The 19,066-nt window shown below is 72.6% G+C and carries 17 protein-coding genes; 10 read left to right on the top strand and 7 right to left on the bottom strand.

Annotated elements, in window-relative coordinates; translation table 11 throughout:
* Nucleotides 1-55: 55 nt before the first annotated feature.
* Nucleotides 56-691, bottom strand: coding sequence for a TetR/AcrR family transcriptional regulator (locus WME76_RS00395; RefSeq protein ID WP_437958246.1), 636 nt, complete (start codon nucleotides 689-691; stop codon nucleotides 56-58).
* A 15-nt stretch (nucleotides 692-706) separates the two neighbouring features.
* A complete protein-coding gene (locus tag WME76_RS00390; protein WP_437958245.1) occupies nucleotides 707-2,344 on the bottom strand; it encodes an FAD-dependent monooxygenase in 1,638 nt (545 codons plus the stop codon).
* Between the two features lie 120 nt (nucleotides 2,345-2,464).
* Between WME76_RS00390 and WME76_RS00385 the strand changes: the two genes are divergently transcribed.
* Nucleotides 2,465-2,929 (top strand): SRPBCC family protein, encoded by a 465-nt coding sequence (locus tag WME76_RS00385; RefSeq protein WP_437958244.1) that lies wholly within the window; start codon nucleotides 2,465-2,467, stop codon nucleotides 2,927-2,929.
* 36 nt (nucleotides 2,930-2,965) lie between these two features.
* Here WME76_RS00385 and WME76_RS00380 read toward each other — a convergent pair whose 3' ends face one another.
* Genes WME76_RS00380 through WME76_RS00370 form a run of 3 tightly spaced genes read right to left on the bottom strand, consistent with a single transcriptional unit; the run spans nucleotide 2,966 to nucleotide 6,119 of the window.
* Nucleotides 2,966-4,186: a sugar ABC transporter permease gene (locus WME76_RS00380; RefSeq protein ID WP_437958243.1), complete on the bottom strand. Its 1,221-nt coding sequence runs from the start codon at nucleotides 4,184-4,186 to the stop codon at nucleotides 2,966-2,968.
* On the bottom strand, nucleotides 4,186-4,956 hold the full coding sequence (locus tag WME76_RS00375) for an ATP-binding cassette domain-containing protein (protein WP_437958242.1): 771 nt from the start codon (nucleotides 4,954-4,956) through the stop codon (nucleotides 4,186-4,188). Before WME76_RS00375 ends, WME76_RS00380 begins: the two co-directional genes overlap by 1 nt.
* Nucleotides 4,957-4,979: 23 nt before the next feature.
* Nucleotides 4,980-6,119 carry a sugar ABC transporter substrate-binding protein gene (locus tag WME76_RS00370; protein ID WP_437958241.1) on the bottom strand — a complete coding sequence of 380 codons (1,140 nt, stop codon included), beginning with the start codon at nucleotides 6,117-6,119 and terminating at the stop codon, nucleotides 4,980-4,982.
* A 230-nt stretch (nucleotides 6,120-6,349) separates the two neighbouring features.
* Between WME76_RS00370 and WME76_RS00365 the strand changes: the two genes are divergently transcribed.
* Nucleotides 6,350-7,162 carry a nucleotidyltransferase domain-containing protein gene (locus WME76_RS00365; protein ID WP_437958240.1) on the top strand — a complete coding sequence of 271 codons (813 nt, stop codon included), beginning with the start codon at nucleotides 6,350-6,352 and terminating at the stop codon, nucleotides 7,160-7,162.
* Nucleotides 7,163-7,494: 332 nt separating this feature from the next.
* Here WME76_RS00365 and WME76_RS00360 read toward each other — a convergent pair whose 3' ends face one another.
* Nucleotides 7,495-7,941 (bottom strand): hypothetical protein, encoded by a 447-nt coding sequence (locus WME76_RS00360; RefSeq protein ID WP_437958239.1) that lies wholly within the window; start codon nucleotides 7,939-7,941, stop codon nucleotides 7,495-7,497.
* A 13-nt stretch (nucleotides 7,942-7,954) separates the two neighbouring features.
* Between WME76_RS00360 and WME76_RS00355 the strand changes: the two genes are divergently transcribed.
* From WME76_RS00355 to WME76_RS00345, 3 genes are all read left to right on the top strand, one after another.
* Nucleotides 7,955-8,401 carry a cellulose binding domain-containing protein gene (locus tag WME76_RS00355; RefSeq protein WP_437958238.1) on the top strand — a complete coding sequence of 149 codons (447 nt, stop codon included), beginning with the start codon at nucleotides 7,955-7,957 and terminating at the stop codon, nucleotides 8,399-8,401.
* A 612-nt stretch (nucleotides 8,402-9,013) separates the two neighbouring features.
* A complete protein-coding gene (locus WME76_RS00350) occupies nucleotides 9,014-10,078 on the top strand; it encodes a PLP-dependent aminotransferase family protein (RefSeq protein ID WP_437958237.1) in 1,065 nt (354 codons plus the stop codon).
* Nucleotides 10,079-10,189: 111 nt separating this feature from the next.
* Nucleotides 10,190-11,044 (top strand): hypothetical protein, encoded by an 855-nt coding sequence (locus WME76_RS00345; RefSeq protein WP_437958236.1) that lies wholly within the window; start codon nucleotides 10,190-10,192, stop codon nucleotides 11,042-11,044.
* Between the two features lie 52 nt (nucleotides 11,045-11,096).
* On the opposite strand, the gene WME76_RS00340 is transcribed toward WME76_RS00345, so the two are convergent.
* Nucleotides 11,097-11,879, bottom strand: coding sequence for a hypothetical protein (locus tag WME76_RS00340; protein ID WP_437958235.1), 783 nt, complete (start codon nucleotides 11,877-11,879; stop codon nucleotides 11,097-11,099).
* A gap of 309 nt (nucleotides 11,880-12,188) precedes the next feature.
* On the opposite strand from WME76_RS00340, the gene WME76_RS00335 reads away from it, so the two are divergent.
* From WME76_RS00335 to WME76_RS00315, 5 genes are all read left to right on the top strand, one after another.
* Entirely contained in the window at nucleotides 12,189-12,863 is a 675-nt protein-coding gene (locus WME76_RS00335) for a dienelactone hydrolase family protein (RefSeq protein ID WP_437958234.1), read from the top strand.
* Nucleotides 12,864-13,002: 139 nt separating this feature from the next.
* Nucleotides 13,003-14,358 carry a cyclic nucleotide-binding domain-containing protein gene (locus tag WME76_RS00330; RefSeq protein ID WP_437958233.1) on the top strand — a complete coding sequence of 452 codons (1,356 nt, stop codon included), beginning with the start codon at nucleotides 13,003-13,005 and terminating at the stop codon, nucleotides 14,356-14,358.
* 274 nt (nucleotides 14,359-14,632) lie between these two features.
* Entirely contained in the window at nucleotides 14,633-16,141 is a 1,509-nt protein-coding gene (locus WME76_RS00325) for a protein kinase domain-containing protein (RefSeq protein ID WP_437958232.1), read from the top strand.
* Nucleotides 16,142-16,149: 8 nt separating this feature from the next.
* The gene (locus WME76_RS00320) at nucleotides 16,150-17,145 is read left to right on the top strand and encodes a tetratricopeptide repeat protein (protein ID WP_437958231.1); all 996 of its coding nucleotides are present in this window, start codon (nucleotides 16,150-16,152) and stop codon (nucleotides 17,143-17,145) included.
* Entirely contained in the window at nucleotides 17,145-18,809 is a 1,665-nt protein-coding gene (locus WME76_RS00315; protein WP_437958230.1) for an SBBP repeat-containing protein, read from the top strand. Before WME76_RS00320 ends, WME76_RS00315 begins: the two co-directional genes overlap by 1 nt.
* Nucleotides 18,810-19,066 lie beyond the last annotated feature (257 nt).

The raw sequence follows: 19,066 nt of genomic DNA, 5'->3' as shown, positions 1-19,066 counted from the left end.
GCCGGGCGGTCAGCGCGCGCGCCCGCCGGCACCGCGCCCGCCGGCACCGCGCTCGTCACGCCGGCTGGCGGGGCGAGAGGCCGCGCATCACGAAGGCGATGACCCGCTCCACCTCGACCTCGTCGTCCCACGCCGCGTCGGGGGCGACGAAGACGCGGTGGAGGATGTACCCCGCGAACGTCGAGGCGACGCACCGGAGGACGAGGGGCGGCGGCCAGTCGACGATCTGCCCCTCGCGCTGGAAGCGCTCGATGAGCGCGAGCCCCTTCGCGAGGAACGGCGCGTACACCCGGCTCATGACGCCGACCCGCAGCTCCGCGTCGAACGGCAGCTCCTGCGCGAGGATGCGCACGAGCCGCGGGTGCTCGCGCACGAAGGCGATGCGCTCGGCGAGGAGCGCCCGCAGGAACGCCTCGAAGCTCGGGTACGTCGCGTTGAAGAGCGGATCCATGGACCGCGCCATCGCGGGCCCCACGAGCTGCTCGATCGCGGGGCCGAGCACGCCGAGCAGGAGATCCCTCTTGCTGGGGAAGTACTTGAAGATCGTCGCCTCCGCGACCCCCGCGCGCCGCGCGATGTCCCGGGTCGCGGTCCCGTGGAAGCCCTGCTCCGCGAACGCGGTCACCGCGGCCTCGACGATCTTCTTCTGGGCCTCGGTCAATGTGTCGCTCGATCGCGCGCGTCGGCTCATCGGCGTCCTCTCTGCTCAGCGCTGGGCGGCGTCGGCCCTGCGGGTGAAGATCCGGTCGAGCGCCCGCCCGAGCTCGCGCTCGTCGAGCGGATCGCTGCGCACGCCGATGTAGCCGTCCGGCCGGACGAGCACGGCGGCCGCCGTCTCGACGCCGTACGCCGCGTGGGCGCGCCCGTCGGGGTCTGCGTACCCTCCGCCGTCCGCGCGCGCGCCGATGAGCAGGACCTTCACGTCCGGCCCGCTCCGCTGCGCTGCGAGCTGCCGGGCGCGCTCGCGCGCCGCGCCGTCTGCCGGCTGCCGGCCGGTGAAGAGCAGCAGCGTCGATCCGAGGCCGCGCATCGCGTCGAAGAGGTGGACCTGCTCGCCTGCCTCGTCGCGCAGCACGACGTCCGGCGCGCGGTCGCCGGCGCGCGGGCCGCGCTCGGGCGCGGTCCCGATCTGCACCGACAGGGGGCTCTTCCGGTAACGGATCTTGAGCTGGGAGACGAACCCCACGATCCGGCGCTGCACGGCGGCGACGCCGAAGGCGCGGGACACGAGGCGCGGCGCGACAGCGCGCAGCGTCCGGCCCACCGGGCCGTGGCCGGCCAGGGCCCCGAAGAGGCGGTCGGTGAAGGCGACCAGCCGGCGGGCCACGGGCAGCCGCTCCGCCTCGTAGGTGTCGAGCACCCACGCGGGCATGCGGCCCTGCTCGACGGCCGCGAGCTTCCACGCGAGGTTGTAGGCGTCCTGGATCCCGGTGTTCATCCCCTGCCCGCCGGCCGGGCTGTGGATGTGCGCCGCGTCTCCGGCGAGGAACACGCGCCCGTCGCGCAGCCGCGTGGCCACGCGGTGATGCAGCCGGTAGCGCGAGAGGACGATCGCCTTCTGTACCTGGAAGGGCACCGGGATCATCTCGCGCATCATGCCCTCGAACTCCTCGAGCGAGGGCGGGGCGCCGTGCGCCGGCGGCGCTTCCGGCCGGATGAGGATGATCCGGAACCGATGGCTGCCGGGCACGGGAAAAGCTACTGCGACGCCCCGGCGCGAGGGGCTGAGGTAGATCTCGCCGTCCGGCAGCGGCCAGTCCATGACGAGGTCGCCGAGCGCGCAGTGGTCGTCGTAGGTGTCGCCCTCGAAGGCGATGTCCGCGCCCTTGCGGACGGCGCTGCGCGCGCCGTCGCAGCCGAGGAGCCACTTCGCGCGCACCTGCTCGGCGCTCCCGTCGGCCCGGCGGAGCGTGCAGGTGACGCCGTCGCTGTCCTGCGCGTAGGAGGCGAGCTCGACGCCGCGCTCGAGCTTCACGCCGAGCCCGGGGAGCCGCGATGCGAGCACGTTCTCGGTGTCGAACTGCTGGATGACGAAGACCCCGGGGACGGGCGTGGCCAGCTCCGGAAAATCGAAGATGGGCAGCCGCGCGCGCCGTCCGCTCGCGAGCAGCACGTTGAGCCCCTCGACGCGCCGGGCGCGCGCGAGGGCTGCGTCGATGAGCCCCATGGCGCCGAAGAGCTCCATCGTGCGCGTCTGCACGGCGAGCGCGCGCGAGTGATCCGGCGGCGGCGCCGTTGCCTTGTCGACGATCCGCACGGTGAGCCCCCGCCTGGCGAGCTCCCCGGCCATGGTGAGCCCCGTCGGCCCCCCGCCGACCACGAGCGCGTCCAACGCTTCCGTCATGGCGTACCTCCCTGAAGTGAGTGAGTGCTCACTCACTATAGGAATGCGGGCGTGGTTGGCAAGGCCACGCCGTCTCCGCGGCCCGTGCTCGCTCGGGGCGATTCATGCGATGGTCGCCGCATGGAAGAGGTCCACGTGAACGTCTACATCCACGCCCCCGTCGAGCGTGTCTTCGACGCGGTGGCCGACCACGAGAGCTTCCTCCGCTCCGGGTCCAGCACCCACACCAAGGTCATCCGCCCGGGCCTCACCGAGCGCAACGGCCTCGGCGCCCTCCGCGAGGTGCGCGCCGGCAAGCGGATCCGCTACGTCGAGGAGATCACCGCCTTCGAGCGCCCCTCCTCCTTCGACTACCAGATCCTCGAGAGCACCCAGCCCCTCCGCCACCACGGCTCCCGCCTCCGCTTCACCCCGCGCGGCGACGGCACCGAGGTCGACTGGACCTCGCGCTTCGAGATCCCGCTCCCGCTCGTCGGCCGCGTGCTCGGGCCGCTCTCCCGGCAGATCTTCATCGCCGTCTTCACCGAGCTGCTGCTCGCCGAGAAGGCGCGGCTCGAGGCCTCGCCCCTCGGCAGCGCCGCCTGACGCCGCCCGTCCCGCCGCCCCGCCCGGCCGCCCTGCTCAGCCCCGCCCGGCCGGCTGCCGTCCGGACCTCGCGATCGCGTCGATCGTCACCGCCGCGAGGAGCGCCGCGCCGGTGACCATGAACTTCACCGACGACGGCAGCGCCAGCAGGTCCATCCCGTTCGAGATCGACCCGATCAGCAGCGCGCCGGTCAGCGCCGACCACACGGTGCCTCGCCCCCCGAACAGGCTCGTCCCCCCGATCACGGCCGCCGCGATCGCGTTGAGCAGCACGTCGCCGCCCCCGGACGACTGGTTGACCGCGAGCAGCCGCGACGTGGCCAGGATGCCCCCCGCGGCCGCCAGCGCCCCGCACAGCGTGAACACGGCGACGCGGATCGCGTCCACGCGGATCCCCGCGCGCCGCGCCGCCTCCGCGTTGCCGCCCACCGCGAGGATGTGCCGCCCGAACCGGGTCCGCCGGAGCAGCAGGTCGAACCCGATCACGAAGCCGAGCAGCAGCAACAGCGCGAGCGGCACCCCCCGGTCCGCGTTGAGCAGGCCGACAACGGCCGGCACCAGCGCGAGCACCCCCGCGACGCGCGCCGCCATGGCGCCCATCGACAGCGGCGGGAGCCCGGCCCTGACCCGGCGCCGCAAGGTCATCGCCTGGCCCACGATCACCATCCCGACGCACACAGCGCCGAGCGCCCACCCGAGCGCGGGAGACAGGAACGTCCCCGCCAGCCCCGAGACGAGCGGATCATAGACGTTCACGGTGCCCGTCGTGCCGAGCACCCACAGCAGGGCGCCCTGCCACGCGAGGAGCCCCGCGAGCGTGACGACGAACGACGGCACCCGGAACCGCGTGAACCAGAGCCCCTGCGCGAGCCCGATCGCCGCGCCGGTCGCCACCCCGGCGAGCAGCGACAGCGCCGGGCTCACCCCGTGCTGCACGTTCAGGATCGCCATCACCGCGGCGCTCAACCCGCTCACCGCGCCGACCGAGAGGTCGATCTCGCCGAGCAGCAGGACCAGGACGATCCCCACGGAGATCGTCCCCATCGCGGCGATCTGCAGCACCAGGTTCGTGAGGTTGCGCGCCGAGAGGAAGTTCTCGTTCTGGGAAGCGAAGATGCCCCAGATGAGGACGAGCCCGAGGAGCACCGGCAGCGAGCTCGCGTCCCCCTGGCGCAGGCGCCGGGCGATCGCCGAGAGGCTGCCCGCCTCCGGCGGGGCGGGGGCCGCCATCTCGCCGGTCTGTCCCGAAACACCCATCACCCTGCCCTCCGTGGCTCCGCGACGTCCGCGCCGGTGATCCTGCCGACGACCTGCTCGCGCGAGGCGGCGCTCGTGGCGAACACGCCGGCGAGCTGGCCGAGGCGGAGCACGACGATGCGGTCCGAGACCTGGAAGACGTCGGCGAGGTTGTGGCTGATGACGAGGACGCCCAGCCCCTGCTGCTTGAGGCGCGTGATGAGCTCGAGGACCTGCCGGGTCTGGGCGACGCCGAGGGCGGCGGTGGGCTCATCCAGCATGACGAGCTTCGCCTCCCCCATGACCGCGCGCGCCACGGCCACGGACTGCCGCTGCCCGCCCGACAGCGCGGCGATCGGCGTGCGGACGACAGGGATGTTCACGTTGAGCGTCCTCAGCACCTGGAGCGCGCGCTGCTCCATGTGCTCCTCGTTCATGGTCCGCGAGACAGGGTCGATCTCCTCCCTGCCCAGGAACAGGTTCGCGACCACATCGAGGTTGTCGCACAGCGCGAGATCCTGATACACGGTCGCGATCCCGAGCCGCGAAGCGTCCTTGGGCCCCCGCAGCGCGACGGGCTGCCCGGCGAACCGCAGCTCGCCGCCGTCGGGCGGGAAGATGCCCGCGATGGTCTTGATCAGGGTCGATTTGCCGGCCCCGTTGTCCCCCACGAGGGCCACGACCTCGCCCGGGAAGACCTCGAGATCGACCCCCGAGAGGGCCTGTACCGCGCCGAATCGCTTCCTGATGCCGCGAAGTTCGAGGATCGGAGTTCGCTGCGCAGTGCTCATGGGGCGCCCCGGGGAGCTCCGGCCTAGAGGATGCCCGCCGCCTTGCAGGCCTCGACGTACTGGTTCGTGCAGATCTGCTCGCTCGACCAGAAGGCGTCGGCGATGACCGTGTCCTTCAGGTTCTCCCTGGTGACCGCGAGCGGCACGAGGAGCACCGAGGGGACGTCCTTCTTCCCGTTGTCGACCGTCTTGCCGCCGGTGATGTCGGTGGGCACGGGCCTGCCCGTGGCGAGGTGGACCGCGATCACCGCCGCGGCCTCCGCCTGCGGCTTGATCGCCTTGTACACCGTCATGTACTGCTCCCCGAGGAGGATCCGCTGGACGGCGGCGAGCTCGGCGTCCTGGCCCGTCACGGGCGGAAGGGGCTTGATGCCGGCGGCCTTCATCGCGGCGATCGCGCCGCCGGCGGTCCCGTCGTTGGCCGCGTACACGCCGTCGACCTGGTTGTTCAGCGCGGTGAGCGCCTGGGTCATCTGGTCCTGCGCCTTGTCGGGGCTCCAGTCCGGCGTGTCGTACTCCTTGACGATCTGGGCCTTGCCGTCGAGCGCGCCGTGCGCGCCCTTCTTGAACAGCATCCCGTTGTTGTCGGTCGCCGCCCCGTTGATCATCACCACGCGCGCGGTCGGCTTGTTGCCGAGCGCGGTGAGCAGCGACTCGCCCTGGAGCCTGCCCACGGACTCGTTGTCGAACGAGACGTAGTAGTCGATGGCGTCCGTCCCGGGGACGAGGCGGTCGTAGGCGATGACAGGCACCTTCTGGGCCTTGGCCTTGGTCGCGATCACGGCCGCCGAGGCGCTGTCGACCGCGTCGAGGACGAGCACGCGGGCGCCGTTGGTGAGCGCCGCCTCGGCCTGGGCCTGCTGCTGCGACGCGTCCTGGTTCGCGTTGCTCGCGAGGATCTGGCACTCCGGACAGAGGGCCTTGATCTTGGCCTCGAAGAAGGGGCGGTCCTTGGACTCGTAGCGCGCCGTCTTCGACTCCGGGAGGAGGAGAGCAATCTTGATCTCGGCCGGCTTGCTGGCCTTGTCGCCCGCGGCTGCGCCCTTGTCGCCCGCGGCCGAGCCCTTGTCGCCCGCGCCCTCTTGTTTCTGAGAGCACGAGGCCAAGACGAGGGCACTCAGGGCCCACGCGCCCAGTCGACCGCTGATCGCATTGGTCTTCATGAACTTTTCCCCTGAACGTGAACTGCGGCGGGCCCGACCTATACCCTCACTGGAGCTTGCCGTCCATAGCTGGGTGCCCGTGGAGGCATGACGCGTGCTGTCACCGCGGGCGTCGCCAGCGTCGGCGACATCGCCCTCATCGACCCGAGAAATTTCTCGGCGCCGGCGCTACCGTACGGTGAGCTTCCGGGCGGCGGACTTCCCCGGTGAAAGAAGGGTGAGTGGCCTCGATGCGAGAACCGAACTTCCAAGCGCACCATCTCCGGACCGTCTCGCGCCTCGTCGAGCGCTTGAGCGCGGACCCGTGCTCCGTGGCGATCATCATCGGCGGTTCCCAGGCGAAGGGCCTGGGGAGAGAGACGTCCGACGTCGACTTCTGCTGGGTTGTCACCGACGAGGAGCACGAGCGGCGCCGGGCGACCGGCGCGCTGGTCTACTGCGCCAGCGACGAAGGCCTCGTGGACTATCCAGGCGGGTACGTGGACGGCAAGATCGTCACCCACGACTTCCTCCGGAAGGTCCGTGACCGCGGCAGCGAGCCGGCGCGCGCGGCGTTCCTTGGCGCGATGGTCGCGTGGTCGCGGCGCCCGGAGATCGACAGGGTGGACGAGCTGGTGCGCGCGATCGCGACGTACCCGGAGCACGAGCGCGCTCACAAGATGCAGGGCTTCATCGCCCAGCTCGAGGCGATGCGCTATTACGTCGAGTCAGCCGAGCAGCACGACAACCGCTATCTCCTGAGCTGGGCCGCTGCTCGCGCGGTCCTCTTCGGATACCGGCTGATCCTGGCGCACAACCGCATCCTGTATCCGTACCACAAGTGGGTGAGGGCCTTCGTGACGGACGCGCCCGAGAAGCCCGAGGATCTCCTCCGCCTCGCCGACGCGCTGATCGAGGCGCCGGGCAAGCGCACGGGCGAGGCGTTCTTCCAGGCGGTGCTCTCGTTTCGCGACTGGGATAGACCCGCCCAGTGGCAGACGCGCTTCATGGATGACTCCGAGCTCAACTGGCTCCACGCGCCGCCTCCCCTGGAAGACGCGTGAGGCGGGCTCAGCGGACACCAGAGAGGGAGAAGTCCTCGATGTCGCCGGCAACGTCCGCGTAGCGCGAAACACGCGCAACTCGCGCCGAACTCAGGTGGCAAAGCGTTCTGGCACCAGCAGAAAGTTCCTACGCAAACCTCTTGCTGGTGCCAAGTGGATCTGGCTAAACTGCCGGTCTCAACTTCTTTCCGTTCGACCTTCGGACCTGGTCGGGCGCTCGCAGGAGTAATCAAGATGCGACCGATGCCAAGGTGTGCGTCTCTGCTCGGCCCTACGACGTCCATCACGCTCTCTGCCGTCTCCCTCCTGGTGCTCGCGGCGTGCGCCGAAGGTCAGAATCTGGAGGGCGAGAACGCGGGGGGCGGGAACGTCGCCAGCTCCAGCTCGGTGGGGGTGACCTCCTCCGGCTCGGTGGGGGTGACCTCCTCCGGCTCGGGTAGCGCGGGCTCCACGGCGTCGACAACGAGCAGCTCCGCGACGAGCAGCTCCGCGAGCACCGGCGGCGACGGCGGGGCCGGGGGACTCGGCGGCGCCGGCGGGGCTGGAGGCGACGGCGGTGCGGATGGCACCAGCACCACGGCGAGCACCTCGGTCAGCTCCACGGCGAGCACCTCCGTCAGCACCACGGCGAGCAGCTCGGTCAGCTCCACCACGGCGAGCAGCTCGGTCAGCTCCACCACGGCGAGCAGCTCCGCCAGCTCCGCCACGAGCGCGTCCAGCGGCGGCGGCGGTAGCGCCACGAGCACCACCACGAGCGCCTCCACCGGCGGCGGCCCCACGGGCGAGCTCGAGGTGCGGTATGCCGTCCGAGAGACCGCCGCCAGGGTCCAGGGCCTGTCGTTCAGGGTCCAGGTCAGGAACACCGGAGACGAGGCCATCGCCCTCAGCGACGTGACGATCCGCTACTGGTTCACGGCCGACGGCGCCACATCGGCGTTCGTGGGCGAATGTGATTTCACGCCGATCCCCGGCGGGTGCGACGGCATCACCCGGACCGTCGCCACGACGTCTGGCACCGAGGCCGACCGCTACCTCGAGCTCAGCTTCTCCTCGGCCGCCGGCAACCTCGCCCCGGGCGCCACGTCGGGAGAGGTGCAGATCCGCATCCACAGCGCGACCTACGAAACCATGATGCAGACCAACGACTACTCCTTCGACGCCACGCTGACCGCCTTCGCGCCCTGGGAGCAGATGACCGCCTACCGCGACGGCGAGCTCGCCTGGGGCACAGAGCCGTAGCCCTCGCACCCGTCAGGCCGGGAACCGCTCGGCACGTCCCTGACGTTCACCTCCCCGGTCTGACGCGCTCCTCCCGGATCTCCTGGAATCCGGGCCATGCGCGCCTACCACCGCGCATGAGGTCGCTGTCGTCAGGTTCGGCCGTATGGCCCACATCTCGCTTGCTCGGTCGCGAGACGTCGAAGCGCAGCGAGCTCCGGACAGGGAGCTCCGGGCATATCCATGGTCCGCCCGACCATGACATCTGGTTTTCCAGGGCGTGTCACGCGTCCGGCGCGCCGCCGCGCGCCCGGCGGTGCCCCGTGGCAGGCTGACACGGCGCGCACTCACGCCACACCCTGCACACGCCCTCGCTCGTCCGAGGTCGCGCCCGTGTAACCAATTTTCCAGGCAATTACGTCCTGCGGCCGTTCACGAGGTCGTCCGCTCCGTCTGGAGACGGACAGCGCAGACGGCACCATCCTTGAATGGGCTCCGCTCGGATCCCGATTTATGAACGCCACCGCGCTCGCATTCAATTCCCCTCCATCGTCCCACACCCGGCCATCGCCGGCCCCGACACCGAGCGAACCGCCGCGGAGCGGGCCGCGGTTCGGCCTCGACGGGTTCGAGATGCTGAAGCGGCGGGCCGCCGACACGCCTGGCCTCATCAGCTTCGCCGGCGGGCTGCCCGCGCCGGGGGAGTTCCCGCGCTCGAAGCTCGCGGCCTCGTTCGTGCGCGCGCTCCAGACCCCGAGCTGCCCGGCGCTCCAGTACGGCTGGCCCGAGGGGGACGAGGACCTGCGCTCCTGGATCGCCGGGCAGCTCCGCCGGCGCGGCGCCAACGTCGCCCGAGACGACATCATCGTGACGAGCGGCGCGCAGCAGGCCGTGTCCCTCGCGGCCCAGATGGTCCGCGGGCCAGGCGCCAGGATCGGCGTCGACGCCGAGAGCTACCCCGGCGCGATCGATCTGTTCCATGCGCTCGGCATGAATGTCGTCGACGACAGGAGCCACGCGGACGCCTATTACCTCATGCCCGCGATCTCCAACCCGCGCGGACGCAGGCTGTCGGCTCACGAGCGCGCAAAGGTCCTCTCGACGCTCCGCCCCATCATCGAGGACGACGCCTATGCCGATCTCTGCTTCGACGGCGCCGCCCCGCGCCCGCTCCTGGCCGAGGCGCCCGATCGCGTGTTCCACGTGGGGACCTTCTCGAAGACGCTGTGCCCCGGGCTGCGCGTCGGCTGGCTGGTGCCGCCGCGGGCGCTCCGGGCCGACGTCCTCAAGCTGAAGCAGGCCGCCGATCTGCAAGCCGCCAGCCTGCCGCAGGCCATCCTCGAGGACTACCTCCGCAACGAGGACTTCGATCAGCGGCTCGTGCGCCTGCGGGAGTTCTACGCACGCCGGGCCGCCCGCATGGAGCAGGCGCTCCGCCGGTACCTGCCCGGCTGGCGGTTCGAGGCGCCGGCCGGCGGATTCGCGATCTGGGTCGAGCCCGACGCCGAGCCGAACGAGGCGTTCTTCCTGGCCGCCGCCATCGAGCACGGCGTCGCCTTCGACCCGGGCTCGCTGTTCCGGGCGAGCGGCGCCGTCCGGCCGTTCGCCCTGCGCCTGTGCTTCTCATCCGTGTCGCGCGACGAGGAGCTGGACGAGGGCGTGCGCCGCCTGGCGAGGTGCTGGGCCGAGGTGGCTTGACCTCCTCTCGGCGTCTTCCGTCTCTTCCCGGCCGATAAGCGTCCTCCGCGCCGGGCGCCGCTCGGCCGGCGTGGACAACGCGGTCGCTCGCCCCAGAGATCGCCGAGGGACATGAGCACCGCACACCGCCGCTCGACGCTGGTCGGGAGGACCGCGCGACGCGCGCGGTTCTCGCGGATCACCCCGCTCCTCGCGGCGCTGGCGGCCCTCCTCGCGTCCGCGTCCCCCGCGCGAGCACGCGAGATCTTCTTCGATTACGGAGATCACGCGCGCGCCGAGGAGGCGCTCGTGTTCTCCGATATCCGTCCTTCTCGCATCGTGCTGTCCGAGCTCGGTTGTCCGAGCCGCCCTGTGTGGCTCGAATTCGAGGCCGCGCGGGGGGATTCGCTGCTCGTGCAGCTCGGCGTGCCGGCGATCGCCGCGCTCCGCCGCGAGCGCCCGTCGCTCGCGCTGCTCGGCCCCGGATTGCCGCGGGCGGCTGCGGCGCTGCCCTTCGAGGCGCCCGCGGGCCGCGGCGCGCGGATCTTCACGACCGCGAGCGTGGGCGCCCCGACGGTGGTCCGCGATCCCTTGACCGAGGCCCGCTCCTGGCTCCTGCTCGAGCGGCGGATCGAGGTGCCGGAGAGCGGGCGCTACCACCTGGTCGCGTGGAGTCCCGAGGAGCGCCGCGTGCGGCTCTGGATCGCCGTCGGCGAGGAGCCGAGCGACGACACGAGCAACGTCGACGACCCCGCGGAGCGCGCGGCGGCGTTCCACCAGGACTGGACGGCGCCCGACCTCGGCGCGCCGTGCGCGGCCGCGCGCCTCCCGGCCCGCGCGAGGCCTCCTGCGCCCGCGGGCGGCGCCTCGACGGCGTCCTGCGCGCACGCCGCCGCCCCCGCGCGCGGCGCGCTGCCCGCCCTCGCGGCGGCGCTCGCCCTCGCGGCGGCGCGGCGCGCGCGGCGGCGCGGCCCGTCACGGCGGTGACCGGGCTGCCAGCGGGCATCGCCGCGGGGGCGCTCGCTGGCCGCGGGGACGCTCACTGCTCGAGCGCGCCGCCCGGCTTGTGCGGGACGGGCGGGCGGCGCTCGAGCAGCTCCCGCGCCGCGGCCCGGACGACGGCGGGCACGTCCGGCGCCGCCACGAGCTGCATGAGCTCGGGCCGCAGCAGCAGGCGCACCATGGGCACCGCGATCTCCGGCGGCGCGCCCGGGTTCTGCACGATCGCCATGCGCACCCGCGAGCGCTGGGGCCACTCCGGGTGCCGCGCGATCTCGGTCACGACCTCCGGGATCGCCGGGCGCCGCGCCGCGAGGCGGACGACGTCGTCCTCGGTGAGGCGCGGGTTCCCGAGCAGGTTGCGGATGACGAGCGGGTGCGGGTCCCGGAGCAGGGCGTCGAACGCGGCGCGCGTCGGCCGTCGCGCGAGCGCGCGCCGCTCGCCGAGCGTGAGCGCGCGGCCGGCGCCCGACGTGGCGACGTGGCGCTCGTCGGGCGCCGGCGACGTCGACTGCGCCTCGTGCCGCCGCGGCTTGCGGCGCAGGAGCCGCGACAGCGACAGGAGCGCGCCCGAGGCGGCGAGCTCGCGGAGCTGCTCGACGCGCTCGGAGAGCTCCGGATCCGCGAGGACCGGCACGGCGGCGCCGAGCACGTCGCGCGCGACGGGACTGGCCTGCTCCGCGTCGCGACAGAGGTCGTCGAGCGCGCGGGCGATGGAGGGGAGGTCGTCGCGCAGCAGCTCGCTCCGCACGTAGGCGACCCGCAGCCGGAGCTCCTTCAGGGAAGAGACGGCTCGCCTCCATCGCTCCGCCAGCGGATCCACGCGGTCAATCTAGCGCGCCGGCGCGCCGGCGAGGAGCGCGCCCGGCAGATCGCGGTGCGCGATGTCGGGGGGACGGTTATCCTGCGCCGCGCCAGAGGGGACGGCGTCAGCCGATCCCCGATCGTTCGCAGGGGACGGCGTCAGCCGATCCCCGATCGTTCGCAGGGGACGGCGTCAGCCGAGCCCCGATCGTTCGCAGGGGACGGCGTCAGCCGAGCCCCGATCGTTCGCAGGGGATGGTGTAAGCCGGATCCCCGATCATTCACAGGGAGCGGCGCGCGCCGGTCCCGCCTGAAAGGGAGGAGTCGCATGTCCGAGAAGGTTTCATTCCCCGCGAAGGATGGGTCCTCGGCGACCGGCGAGATCGTCTGGCCGAAGCAGGCCGGCAAGGCGCCCGCCGTCGTCCTGATCCAGGAGTGGTGGGGCCTGAACGACCACATCCGCTCGCTGCTCGACCGCCTCGGCGCCGCGGGGTTCATCGCCCTCGCGCCCGACCTCTACCACGGCAAGATCACCAGCGACCCGGCCGAGGCCAACCGGCTCATGACCGAGCTCGACAAGCCCCGCGCCCTCGAGGAGATCGCCGGCGCGGCGCGCTTCCTCGCGGCGCACGAGCGGTCGAACGGCAACGTGGGCGTCATCGGGTTCTGCATGGGCGGCGCGCTGAGCTTCGCCGCCGCGGCGACCGTCCCCGAGCTCGCGGCCGTGGTCCCCTTTTACGGCGTCCCGAGCCCTGCCCCCGACTACGCGCGCGTCAAGGCGCCGATCCTCGCCCATTTCGCCGCGCGCGACGCGTGGGCGACGCCGGCCGCCGCCGAGGCGATCCGGAAGGAGCTCACCGCGCGGGGCCAGTCCATGGAGCTCCACGTCTACGACGCCGATCACGCGTTCGCGAACGACACGCGCCCCGAGGTGTACAACCCCGATGCGGCCAAGATCGCCTGGGAACGGAGCATCGAGTTCCTGAAGCAGCAGCTCGGCTGAGCGCGCCGGCGCGGCCCTCGCCGGCTGGGCGCGCGCGGACGCCTCGCCGCCAATGCCTCGCCGGCTCGGCGCGCCGGGCCGGCGCCGCGGGATCGGCCTTCTTTGCCGTCGCGCAACGAACCCTGATATACACGCTTACATGGCCCTCCCCCCGGTGCTCCCGGGCTCAACGCAGCAGGCGGAGTCGCCGATCGACCGAGCGCTCTCGCTCGCGCTCGCAGGAGAGCGCGACGCGGCGCTCCGATGGGCCGCGGCGCTGGTCCGCCACGATCCGACCATGCCGTCGGCGCTCTGCCTCTGCGGGCGCCTCCTCGGCGAGCTGAACCGGCACGAGACCGCGCGCGAGGCGTGCTCCACCGCGGTCGTCCGCGCGATCGACCTCGAGAACCTGCCGCTCGCCGTCGCGGCCGCCCGCGAGAGCGAGCGCTTCGGCGGCGATCCAGGGCCCGGGCTCGACCTCATCGCGGCGTCGTTCTGCAAGGACTCGCCGCGGCTCGGCGAGGGCGCGCCGCCGCCGCCGCCCCTGCCCACCGCGGAGGCGTTCCAGCCGCTCCCCGCCGTGCTCACCGGGACGCTCCTGCTCAACAAGGCGACCGAGATCATCCACGACGCGACCCGCAGGCTCGCCGCCCAGGCCGACCACCCGGGCATCGCGCCCCAGCCGGTCTTCTCGGCCGTCGGGCGCGACGCGCTCCGCGCGCTCTGCGCGGCGTTCGCGCCGATCTGGGTGGCGGCGGGGACGACCGTGATCGAGCAGGGCGCGGCGCGCAGCGAGGCCTATTTCGTGGCGCGCGGCGAGCTCGAGGCGCGCCGCCGCCGCGGGAGCGAGGAGATCGTCCTCGCCCGGCTCACGAACGGCGCCATGTTCGGCGAGATGGCGCTCCTGTCGCGCGCCCCGCGCACCGGGAGCGTCGTCGCCACGCGGCCGTCCATCGTGCTCGAGGTGAAGCGCGACGCGATCGACGACATCGCGCAGCGCGAGCCCGAGGTCAGCGCGGAGCTCGCCGACTACTGCCGCGATCGCATGGTGGAGAACCTCGTCCGCATGAGCGACGTGCTCCGCGTCGTCCCCGAGGCCGACAGGCCCGTGCTCGTGAAGCGCTTCCGCACGCGGACGTTCGAGAAGAACGAGCGCCTGCTCGTCCAGGATGAGCGGCCCCCCGGCCTGTTCCTCATCGCCTCCGGCGAGGTCGCCGTGGTCCGGCGCGACGCCGCCGACGGCCCCCGCGGCGAGCCGCTCGTGCTCTCGACCCTCGGCCCCGGCGACGTCGCCGGCGAGATCGCCATGGTCCTGCGACGCGCGGCGAACGCGGACGTCATCGCCGTCCACCCCACCGTGGCGCTCTACCTGCCGTCCACCGAGTTCATGGGTCTGGTCGAGGATCACCCGGCCGTGCTGGCGCAACTCTACAAGCTCGCCGTCCAGCGCGACGACGAGACCACGAGCATCATGGCCGAGGAGGTCTCCGTGGCCGAGGACTTCGTGTTGATATAGAGTACCGCCCGGCCCGAAAGACCAGAAATGAACGACGGTTGCGCAGAGTTTTTGTTGTTGTTCCCCCTGTGCCGCTGTGGTTCAAACTCTCTCCTGCACGGCGTTTCAACCTGTTCGGTGCTCTAGCAGCGTCCTGAGAGCACGCGGCGCGTGGGCCGATTGACGCCTCGCGCTATACCTCGTAGACTTTCAGTCTATCTGTCGTTGTTGTTGAACAGCACTGAACAATCACCAGCGTAGGGTAGGCCACGCGCGCACCACAGGTCCTGCGACAATGACGACGAACGCGTTCGGGCTGGAGGGGCAGGTGCTGGTCGGCCGGTATCGGCTGATCCGCCCTCTCAGCTCGGGCAGCATGGGCACCGTCTGGCGCGCGGACGATCTCACGCTCGGGTCGCCTGTCGCGATCAAGATGCTCGGCCCGCTGTACGCGAAGGACGAGGCGGTCCGCGCGCGCTTCTACCAGGAGGCGCAGGCGGCGGCGGTGCTCCGCAGCCCGAACGTCGTGCAGATCCTCGATCACGGCGTCGACAACGACGTCCCGTTCATCGCGATGGAGCTCCTCGAGGGTGAGGATCTCTCGCACCGGATCGAGCGCGTCGGCCCGCTCTCCCCGGCCGACACGGCGCGCATCTTCGCCGACGTCGCGCGCGCGGTGCGCAAGGCCCACGACGCCGGCATCGTCCACCGCGACCTCAAGCCCGAGAACATCTTCCTCGCCCGCGACGACGACCGCGAGGTGGCCAAGGTCCTCGATTTCGGCGTCGCGAAGACGCCCCTGTACGGCTCCGAGGGCATGGGCACGCAGGCGGGCGTGCTGATCGGGACGCTCCCGTACATGAGCCCCGAGCAGGCCCAGGGCGCGTCCGTCGATTACCGGTCGGACCTGTGGGCGCTCGGCGTCATCGCCTTCGAATGCGTGTGCGGCCGGGCCGCGATCACGGCCGAGGCGCCTGGCGCGATGATCCTCGAGATATGCAGTGAGCCGCTGCCCGTCCCCTCGCGGGTCGCGCCCGGGCCCGTGCCGCCGGCGTTCGACGAGTGGTTCCTGCAGGCGTGCAGCCGCGATCCGGGCGCGCGCTTCCCGTCGGCCACCGCGATGGCCGACGCCCTGCGCGCCGCGCTCCTGCCGGGCGAGGCGCAGGAGGCCGGCAGGGCCTCGCTGGCGTCCGGCGTGCTCGCCGGGCCTGTCTCGGTCCCGCCCGCCTCGGCGCCGCCGGTCTCCGGCCCGCCGAGCGGCGACGCGGCCCCGCAGCCGAGCCTCGTCCTCGAGGAGGCCGAGGTCGACTGGAGGCCCCGCCGCACCGCGCCGGTCGCCGTCGCGCTCGGCCTCGCGGCCTCGGTCGTCGGCGTGTGGCTCTTCGTGGGCCGCGGCGCGCCGGACAGCGGCCGGGCCGCGCCCGAGCAGGCGCCCCGCGCGGAGTCGCCGCCGGTGGCGATCAACGCGCCGACGCCCGCCGCGCCGACGCCCGCGGCGCAGGCGAATGACGGCCCCTCGGCCGAGGCGGCTCCCGCCAGGGAGGCGCCCGAGCTCGCGCGCTCCCCGGAGCCGAGCGGCGCGACCACCGTGACGCCCGCGCGCGAGGAGGGCTCCGCGCGCGCTCGCGGCGCCCCCGATCCGGCCGCGACGTGGACGTCGCGCGCGCTGTCCGGCGCTTCAGCGCCCGCGCGGCAGGGCAAGGCTGCCTCCTCCGCGCAGCGGACCAGGACGCAGGGCGCGCCCGCGGGCTCGCCGCCGGCCGCCGGCACGGCGGCCGCCGCGGACAAGCGCCTCGGCTTCTGAGAAAGCGAATGAACGGTCGATCGAGGGCCCTGGGGACCGCAATCATCGCGCTCGCGCTCGCGCTCGCGGCGCCTTCGCGGGCCGCCGACGTCGACCCCGCCACCGTGAACGCCGCCCGGGCCCTCGCGGAAGAGGGCCTCGCCCTCTTCGACAAGGGCGACTACGCGGCGGCGCTCGACAAGCTGGCGCGCGCCGACGAGCTGATCCAGGCGCCCACCATCGGCCTGTACGCGGCGCGCTGCCTCGAGCGGCTCGGGCGGCTCATCGAGGCCTCCGAGCGCTACCTGCAGGTGAGCCGCATGCAGCTCGACGCCTCGGCCAGCGACGTCTTCAGGGCGGCGGTCGCCGACGCCGAGAAGGCGTACAACGATCTCAAGCCGCGGATCCCGAAGCTCGCTGTCGGGGTGCGCGGCGCCCCGGAGCGCGAGGTGCAGATCACCATCGACGGCAAGGTGGTGCCGCCCGCGCTCGTCGGGGTCAGCCGGCCCGTCGATCCGGGCAAGCACGTCGTCGAGGGCGCGTGGGCTGGCCGCGTCGTCCGGCAGGAGATCACGCTGCCCGAGCGCAACGAGTCGGCGGTCACGCTCGAGTTCCCCGGCGCCCCCCCGAAGCCCCCTGCTGTCGTCCCGCGGCCCGCCGGCCCCGCGCCGGACACCGCGCAGCGCCTGTTCGGCTGGACCGCGGTCGGCGCGGGCGCGGCCGGGCTCGTCGTCGGGGGCATCACGTTCGGCGTCGCCAGCGCGCTGCGGGGCGATCTCATCGATCTCGGATGCTCCCGGCGGGTCGAGTGCCCTGACACGCCGCAGACGCGCGACAAGCTGGACTCGTACAACAGCGTGCGCCTCGTCCCCGCGCCGTCGCTCATCGTGGGCGGCGTGCTCGCCGCGGGCGGCGTCGCGCTGCTCCTCACCGTGCCGTCCGCGTCCTCGGCGTCGAAGCCCGGCGGCGCGGCGGCCCGTGCGTGGATATCGCCGTGGGGCGCGGGGATCGCGGGGGTCTTCTGATGGAACGCAGCGGTTTGCTGATCGTTTGCGGCGCGCTCGGCGCGGCGGGCGCGCTGGTCGGGTGCTTCGACAAGGGCGTCCTCCTGGCGAACACCGGCGGCGGAGGCACCGCGCAAGGCGGCGGGGGCGGCGCGGGCGGCGCGGGCGCCGAGGGCGGAGCAGGCGGCGCGGGCGGCGTCGGCGGCCAGGGCGGCGCGCCGTCGACCTCGTCCGAGGGCGGCGGGGGCTGCGAGCCCTGCTATGAGGGCCCGGTCGGGACCGAGGGAGTCGGCGCGTGCAAGGGCGGCTGTCGACAGGGCGGCAGGTGCGAGTATCAGGTGGTCCCCGGGGCCGAGGACTGCGCGACGGCGGAGGACGAGACGTGCGACGGCGGCAGCGGCACGTGCGACGGAGCGCCCACGTGGAGCGTCCAGATCGGAGGCAGCGGCGAGCAGCGCGGCCTCGACGTCACGTTCGACGGCGGGGGGAACATCCTGGTCGCCGGCAGCTTCTCCGGGCAGACGGATTTCGCCAACAGCCTCGGATCGACCGACGGCTTCGTCGTGAAGCTCACGCCCGAGAGCGGTCGGAGGGACTGGCCAACGGTGTTCGGCGGGTCGGGCACGGATCTCTGCAGCGCGGTGGCGCGCGACCGGAACGACAACGTGATCGTGGCCGGCAATTTCGAGGGCACCGTCAACTTCGGCGGGACGACGTTCATCAGCCAGGGCAGCGACGTGTTCGTGGCGAAGCTCGACCCGGGCGGCACCCTGCTCTGGATCAAGCGCATCAGCGGTCCCAACTCCGACAACGCGTACGGGGTCGCGGTGGACTCGGGGAACAACATCTTCGTCGCGGGCATGTTCTCCAACTCGGCGAACGTGCTGGATGAGACGACGATGAGGGGCGGCGGCGGAGAGGACATCTTCGTCGTGAAGATCGACGCGGAGGGCCACCACGTCTGGAACAGCCATTTCGGCGACACGAGCCCTCAGGCCGCGCTCGACGTGGCCGTCACGCCCGACGACAACGTGGTCGTGGCCGGCCGTGTGGCCGGCACGGTGCGGTTCGGACAAGACGTCTATGCCGCGACGAGCCACGACGCCTTCGTGGCGAAGCTCGACGGGACGACGGGCGTGCCGCTGTGGTCCAGGGGCTTCGGCGATACCATGGATCAGGAGTTCACGAGCGTCGCGGTGGGCAAGGACGGGAACATCGCCGTCGCGGGAAACACGAAGGGGGAGATCCGCGTCGGTGGATTGCCCCTGCCTTACGGCGGAGAGACCGACGCGGTCGTCGCGGCCTTCAGGGGCGACGGCACGCACCTCTGGAGCCATACCTACGGCGACGGGGAGGATCAGCGAGCGCTCGGGGTGGCGGTCGACGAGGCGGGCAACGTCCTCCTGGTCGGAGACTTCGAGAGCAGGATCGATTTCAAGAAGCGGCTCCTCACGTCGAACGGCGGCTTCGACGCCTTCGTGGCGAAGCTCGCGCCGACCGACGGCGAGACGCTCTGGGCGACGTCGTTCGGCGACGGAGGGGAGCAGCGCGCCGCGGCCGTCGCCGTGGACCCGCTGGGGAACATCGCGTTGACCGGCAACTTCAGCGGCAGCATCGATCTCGGGGGCGATCCCCTGACGAGCGTCACGGGCCAGGACGCGCTCATCGCCAGGCTGCAGCCCTGACGTCCACGCCGCGCCGAGCGCGCCGCGCCGACCCGCGATCGCGCCCGAGCGTCGCGCGCGCGGCTGCCGAGCGGCTCGCCGCCGCGAAGCACACGTGGGCCAGGCGCGATAGAAGCTTCAGCGAGGAAAACGCCATCGGGCCAATCCCGAACAGTCATTGTGCTGCTCTCCGGGAGATGCTTTCGCGTGAAGCGATGACCCGGCGCGGAGGCAATGCGCTGAGAGGGATGCTTCGTGCCTCATCGAGCATCGGCGGA

It is taken from the genome of Sorangium sp. So ce119 (assembly GCF_051524405.1).
GTDB lineage: Bacteria > Myxococcota_A > Polyangia > Polyangiales > Polyangiaceae > Sorangium > Sorangium cellulosum_G.
The sequence above is the reverse complement of the archived record's forward strand: the minus strand, read 5'-3'. Positions and strand labels throughout refer to the sequence as shown.